7 protein-coding genes and 1 pseudogene are annotated in these 6,016 nt (G+C 36.7%); all 8 read right to left on the bottom strand.

Annotated features, from left to right (window positions below; genetic code table 11):
• Positions 1–104: 104 nt before the first annotated feature.
• The gene (locus tag HMPREF2542_RS02600; protein ID WP_058669799.1) at positions 105–797 is read right to left on the bottom strand and encodes a methionine ABC transporter permease; all 693 of its coding nucleotides are present in this window, start codon (positions 795–797) and stop codon (positions 105–107) included.
• On the bottom strand, positions 798–1,859 hold the full coding sequence (locus tag HMPREF2542_RS02595; RefSeq protein ID WP_058669800.1) for a methionine ABC transporter ATP-binding protein: 1,062 nt from the start codon (positions 1,857–1,859) through the stop codon (positions 798–800). It lies immediately after the preceding gene.
• The gene (locus HMPREF2542_RS02590; RefSeq protein ID WP_058669801.1) at positions 1,852–3,225 is read right to left on the bottom strand and encodes a M20/M25/M40 family metallo-hydrolase; all 1,374 of its coding nucleotides are present in this window, start codon (positions 3,223–3,225) and stop codon (positions 1,852–1,854) included. Before HMPREF2542_RS02590 ends, HMPREF2542_RS02595 begins: the two co-directional genes overlap by 8 nt.
• A gap of 89 nt (positions 3,226–3,314) precedes the next feature.
• The gene (locus tag HMPREF2542_RS02585; RefSeq protein ID WP_058669802.1) at positions 3,315–4,166 is read right to left on the bottom strand and encodes a MetQ/NlpA family ABC transporter substrate-binding protein; all 852 of its coding nucleotides are present in this window, start codon (positions 4,164–4,166) and stop codon (positions 3,315–3,317) included.
• 154 nt (positions 4,167–4,320) lie between these two features.
• Complete coding sequence (locus HMPREF2542_RS02580; protein WP_058669803.1) at positions 4,321–5,145, bottom strand: amino acid ABC transporter substrate-binding protein; 825 nt, start codon at positions 5,143–5,145, stop codon at positions 4,321–4,323.
• 172 nt (positions 5,146–5,317) lie between these two features.
• Positions 5,318–5,440: a hypothetical protein gene (locus HMPREF2542_RS10080; RefSeq protein ID WP_261674374.1), complete on the bottom strand. Its 123-nt coding sequence runs from the start codon at positions 5,438–5,440 to the stop codon at positions 5,318–5,320.
• Positions 5,392–5,502 carry an STAS domain-containing protein gene (locus HMPREF2542_RS10270; RefSeq protein ID WP_119056564.1) on the bottom strand — a complete coding sequence of 37 codons (111 nt, stop codon included), beginning with the start codon at positions 5,500–5,502 and terminating at the stop codon, positions 5,392–5,394. Before HMPREF2542_RS10270 ends, HMPREF2542_RS10080 begins: the two co-directional genes overlap by 49 nt.
• Positions 5,503–5,528: 26 nt before the next feature.
• A pseudogene (locus HMPREF2542_RS02575) lies at positions 5,529–5,873 on the bottom strand (SulP family inorganic anion transporter); the annotation flags it as partial.
• Positions 5,874–6,016 lie beyond the last annotated feature (143 nt).

Here is a 6,016-nt window from a genome sequence, read left to right as displayed (position 1 = left end):
TTTTCTTATGTCTCATTTTGAGGGTGTAGTGCCTATTATCATAGAATTTTTATATCATTTCTTCATATATTTATTGTTTATCTTTAACAATCATATTTAGTTGTCTATTTATGACTTAACTTTCTAGTCAGAAAATCACCAGCAAACTGGATAGTAAAGATAAGAATAATGATAATCACTGTTGCTAAAATAGTGACATCATTATTATAACGATTGAAACCATAAGCAATAGCAACATTGCCAATCCCGCCGGCTCCGACAGCGCCGGCCATCGCAGTTTCACCTACGAGTGAAATGAGAGTCACAGTCGTCACACGAATCAAATCAGGCAAACCTTCACTCAGATAGACCCCAACTAGGTCACTGAAAGTCGCTCCACTAGCTTGAGCAGCTTCAATCATGCCAGCATCTAATTCGGCGAGAACAACCTGAACTTGGCGAGCAAAGAAAGCAAACACTGCAAATGAAAGAGGTACAATAGCTGCATTTGGTCCAATGCTAGTTCCTACAATCAAATGAGAAAACGGAGAAAGTACGGCTAACAAAATAATAAATGGAATTGCGCGAAAGATTGACGTGATTTTATCTAAAACCCAAAAAACTACTTTATTTTCCAAGACTCCTCCCGGAGCAGTCAAAACAAGAAAAAGCCCAGCAATTAACCCTAATAATCCACCAATAATAAAAGAAGTGACCGTCATATATAATGTCAAGTAAATAGCTGTTCCCCAGCCAGCTTGACCACTCCACCCCATTCGATAAACATTCGGCAAGTATGTTTGAATAAAGTTTTCCATTTATGCTTCTCCCTTCAATACCGTTAATTGAACACCAGCTTCACGAATAGCTGTTTTAGCTGTTACTAGATTTTTCTTTTCACCAGATAAAACAACAACCAGCTCTCCAACAGGCGTTCCACCTAAAATTTCAATATTTCCATAAAGTATGTTGGCAGTAACTTGATGATGTTTGTAAATCTCATTCAGCAAGGGTTCATCTGTAGAGGTTCCCGCGTATTTCATTTGCACCAAAAGGCTATTTGAAGCTAAATACTTTACAATCTCTTGCTGTTCAATCTTATCCATAGCGTCATCAATTCCTGTTGCAGTCGAGATAAAATCTTTGGTTAAGTCTTGCTGAGGGTTAGAAAAAATATCCAAGACAGATCCTTCTTCAATCAATTGACCATCTTGCATAACAGCAACACGATTAGCGATATCTTTGATAATTTGCATTTCATGAGTAATCAAAACAATCGTTAATCCTAGCTTTTGATTCAAATCTTGTAACAATGCTAAGATTTGTTTGGTCGTTTTGGGATCAAGTGCAGAGGTTGATTCATCCGAAATTAAGATTTTGGGATCATTGGCAAGAGCACGTGCAATTGCAACCCGTTGTTTTTGCCCTCCAGAAAGCTGAGAGGGATAATTTTCAGCGCGATCTGCTAAGCCAACGAGCTCCAACAACGTGTGTACTTTCTCTTTCTTCTCTTCTTTTGACAAACTAGAATGTTTCAACGCAAACGCAACATTTTCTTCCGCTGTTAATTGACTCATCAAATTAAAATGTTGGAAAATCATGCCAATATCTTGACGTTTACGACGCAGTTGTTCTGCTGTCAGAGTTACTTTATTGTCAAAAAGAACATTCCCATCTACAATAATTTTCCCATTCGTTGGAACTTGCAGTAGGTTAATAACACGCACCAAGGTTGATTTTCCAGCCCCAGAATAGCCAACAATTCCATAAATATCTCCTTCTTGAATATGAAGTGTCACATCTTTAACTGCTTGAATCTGACGTTTCTTTTGTTGAAAAGTTACATCAATGTGCTCTAACTGAATCATTTCTTTACTCATAACTTACAATCAGCTCCTCTACTAATTCAATATGGGTGTAATAATCTGCAATGCGTACATTCTCATCACCACCATGGTCTCGACTATTTGCATTACCAAGTCCAAAAGCGACCATCGGTACTTCAAGAGCTTCAAATACTGTATGCATGGGACCAGTTCCTGCGGTTGTAGGCAAAACAGAAACACCTTCTGGATAAAATTTCTTAGCCAGTTCAATAACCTTTAAAATTGGTGGCGCGCTCATATCACTACGATAACTCATTTCGCCCAAAGTATAGACTAATTCTACCTTATCAAAACCATTTTTATCGAGTTGTTCTCGGATTAATTCTAATACTCTATGAGGTTCTAGTCCTGGAACTAAACGAACTTCTACTTTTGCTGAGGCCTCTGCAGGAAGGATTGTCTTGACCCCTTGTCCTTGGTAACCAGAAGTAATTCCTTCAATATTAAAAGAGGGTTCAAAGAAGATTCGATTTAAAAAATCTTTTTTCTCCGTTTGTAATAAAGGTAATTTCAAACCGTAAATGGCTTCTACTTCTTCTGGACTGCGCTGAGCGTATCTCTCCACCAAAGCCAATTCTCGTTGATTGGGTGTCATTACTTGTTCATAAAGTCCCTCTACTTTAATGCGTCCATCCTTATTTCTCAAACTGGTAAGGGCATTAATCAAGTACCAAGAAGCTGAATCAATCACGCCACCAAAACTGGAGTGAATGTCCACTTCTGCACTTTTAACCTTGATATCAAATGTGACAATTCCCTTATTTCCACCAGAAATTTCAAGTTGACCTAAAGAATTTTTAATGCCTTGTTCCCAAACCAACAGGTCTGCTCCATGTAGAAGAGATTTGTGTTTCTCTAGATATTTCTCCAAATCAACTGAAGCTGATTCCTCCGCACCTTCCATGATAAAAATGACAGTAACAGGCAAGTCATCATGCGTTTGTAGGTATTTTTGAACAGCCGTCAAACGTGCAATAATATGCCCTTTGTCATCATCGACTCCACGACCATACATGCCACCATCCCGAATAGATAGAGTGAACGGATTATCTGTCCAAATTTGATCACTATCTGCCGGAACTGTATCATAATGGTTGTAAAAAATAATTGTCTTAGCTGTTGGATTCTGACTTTTAAATTTTGCTATCACAAATGGCGCTGTATAGCTTTCATCTAATTCCACCTCTGCACCGGCTTTGATAAAGATTTCTTTTAGATAAGCAGCAACTTCTTGTAGACCAACCTGTTGGGCAAAGATTGATTTTTTAGCAATCAACGCCCGTAAAACGGCAATATAGTCTTGTGCCACCATATCCTCGTCAAATCTTTTAATTTGTTCTTCTTCACTTGAAAATGTCATCTTTTTTCCTCATAGTTATGGCGACAAAACTCAGTCGGCAATTCCAACTGAGTTTTGTCAAACTGAAATACAGATAAATAGGGTGAATCTTACCAAACTGGTTGATCTAGACCATCTGATGTTTCGTCAACTACTTTTTTGACTTCATCTGTATGATAGGCTTTGATAATTTTCTTAATGGCATCTGCTTTTGGAGATTTTTCCCAATCTTTTTTAGCTGCAATGATATTAAACCATTGTTTTGAGTTTTTATCTTTTGGTTCAACAAACAGAGCTTTTTTAAAATCAATTTTTGCTTCAGTAACAAAAGTATTATTGACAACAGCTGCATCTACAGATGTCAATGAACGTGCTGTTTGACTGGCATCCAATTCTGTAATTTTCAATTTCTTTGGATTTTCTTTGATATTTGCCACAGTTGCCAATTCATTCCCAGATTTGTCTAATTTAATCAGACCTGCAGATTGCAATAGATTGAGTGCTCGACTTTCATTTGTTGCATCATTTGGAACTGCGATTTCTGCACCATTTGGAATTTGACTTACCTTCGTATATTTATTTTTCCCATTTTTTATACCAGAATAGAGGCGAATTGGGGCAATATAAGTTTCAGCTGCTGCGACTAAGTTTTGCTTGTTTTCCTTATTCCAGTTGTTCAAAAAATAGTAGTGTTGGAAAGCATTGATATCCACTTCACCATCAGCAACTGCTTTATTCGGCTGAGAGTAATCCGTAAATTCTGTAAATTGCAACTTGATGTTATCTTTTTTCAACAACTCTTGAATCTTGTTCCAACGTTTTTCTTCCGAATCACTTTTTGTCATCACACCAATTTTAACTGTCTTGGCATCAGTATTTTTATTTCCCGAACCACAAGCTGCTAAACCAATTACTGCTGTCGCTGCTAGAGCTGTTATTCCAAACCATTTTTTCAATTTCATTTTCATTCTCCTTTAAAAATCTTATGAAAATAGTATCGCACATATTTATCTGATTGACAAATTGTTATTTCATAACAAGGGTTATAGTTTTAAGCTATAACTAAATTTATTAAAAAACCAGCTGACATTTAGCATCTAGCTGGTTTTAAGTTTCTTATTTCACATCTGCTTGTGCTGGCAAGTAACTACCACCAAAGAATTTTTGAGATAATTTTTCCAGAGTCCCATCTTTGTACAAGTCCTGAATGCGCTTATTGACAAATGTTTTCAATTCATCTTGCCCCTTTGCTAAAAGTGGATAAACATAAGGTTGTTGATTGCTTGGTAAATCAATCACTTTTAGGTGATCCAGTTTCTGATTTTTAATAACTGTTTCAACACCGATTTTATCAAAAATCTTATAATCAAACTTTCCATCGTTTAAATGGTTCATAATTTGTTGAAAATCCGCTTTTGTATAGCTAATTTTCGTTGGATTGTTAGCATGTGCTTGATTGTATTTTTCTAATTGTGCAGCAGTCGTTGTTCCCTGTACTACTTCTGTTGTTTTGCCACCAATGTCATCCAGTGATTGAATACTTTTTTCACCTTTTTTCACAACTAAAACATTTGGATTTTTAGCAGTCGGAGCTGCATACAAGTATTTCCCTGCACGCTCTTTTGTATAGCTGATATTATTCACTGCCATTTGGTAGCGATCGCTATCTAGACCAGCGAAAATACCAGACCACTCTGTCGTTTCAAATTTGACCTTGTATTTATTAGAACCTTTAAAAATGGCACGAATAACTTCAATCTCATAGCCGGTTAGTTTCCCATTTTCTTCATAGTTAAATGGCTTTGGTGAAGCATTCGTTGCAACTTTGACTTCTGTTTTCCCAGATGAAGTAGGTGACTTTGAAGTAGAGCAGGCTACTAACATTCCTGCTGTTAAAAGTCCAAGAGCTGCTAAAGAAAAGTATTTCAATACTTTTTTCATATTCTTACAATACCCTCTTTCATTAAGATAAATCCTATCATATCAAATATTTTTCTTCTTGACTATTATTTGATTTTTATCCAAGTGATAGATTTTCTTTATCAAGTAGAGCTAAACGAAATCAGATTTTTACCAAACATTGATACATTTGACGAATAGTGGAAACACTCAATTACTTTTCTAAACTAGCTACGCGTGTTAAAGCGACATCAATATTAGCACAAAAGTTGTCTGCACCAACTCTTATCAATAAAGCTTGCTTTTTCCATGACATGGTAAGGTTGTTCGTTGACATTTGCCAAGGATCTCTTTAAGAACATCCAATCCCGAAATATCCATTACAGAAACACTGCGCATACGAAGAATTAAGACATTTTTACCTTGTTCAGACAAAAGAAGTCCTTGATTTGTCCAGCGATAATTCCAACGTCAATTCCAAGGGTAAAGCCAACAGTGATGGTCTTAGGAATATATTTGAACAAGTCACTGAAATGTAGCAAACCCATGCCGACGAGCATTAGACCAGCTAAGAAAGTAGCCACTGTCAGACCAGATAGACCGTACTGCGCAATAATTCCATAAATGATAACAACCAAAGCGACTGTTGGCTCACCAATATGAAAATGATTACCACGATAATCTAGCTACAAGGTCTTTGACAAATTGTGCACCCGAATAATTCTGTACCATACTAAAAACTTAGGATTGATATGCTTAAAAGCGTCCATTTTCCCCTCCCCTTTTTCCCTGTTCCCAGACGCTTGCGAGAATCTTATTACCATTGTAATATAACCACATGTAAAATCTCTAGATGACCTGAATATGAAAACTTCCCAGAAAAGGCGATAGTTATTTCACCAACGCCTTTAAC

Source organism: Streptococcus sp. HMSC034B05, assembly GCF_001809055.1.
Lineage (GTDB): Bacteria > Bacillota > Bacilli > Lactobacillales > Streptococcaceae > Streptococcus > Streptococcus constellatus.
The sequence above is the reverse complement of the archived record's forward strand: the minus strand, read 5'-3'. Positions and strand labels throughout refer to the sequence as shown.

Coding starts and splice junctions, on each gene's coding strand:
- HMPREF2542_RS10270 (WP_119056564.1), bottom strand. CDS start 5,502: ATGCGCAGTGTTTCTGTAATGGATATTTCGGGATTGGATGTTCTTAAA.
- HMPREF2542_RS02580 (WP_058669803.1), bottom strand. CDS start 5,145: ATGAAAAAAGTATTGAAATACTTTTCTTTAGCAGCTCTTGGACTTTTA.
- HMPREF2542_RS02590 (WP_058669801.1), bottom strand. CDS start 3,225: ATGACATTTTCAAGTGAAGAAGAACAAATTAAAAGATTTGACGAGGAT.
- HMPREF2542_RS02595 (WP_058669800.1), bottom strand. CDS start 1,859: ATGAGTAAAGAAATGATTCAGTTAGAGCACATTGATGTAACTTTTCAA.
- HMPREF2542_RS10080 (WP_261674374.1), bottom strand. CDS start 5,440: ATGTCAACGAACAACCTTACCATGTCATGGAAAAAGCAAGCTTTATTG.
- HMPREF2542_RS02600 (WP_058669799.1), bottom strand. CDS start 797: ATGGAAAACTTTATTCAAACATACTTGCCGAATGTTTATCGAATGGGG.
- HMPREF2542_RS02585 (WP_058669802.1), bottom strand. CDS start 4,166: ATGAAATTGAAAAAATGGTTTGGAATAACAGCTCTAGCAGCGACAGCA.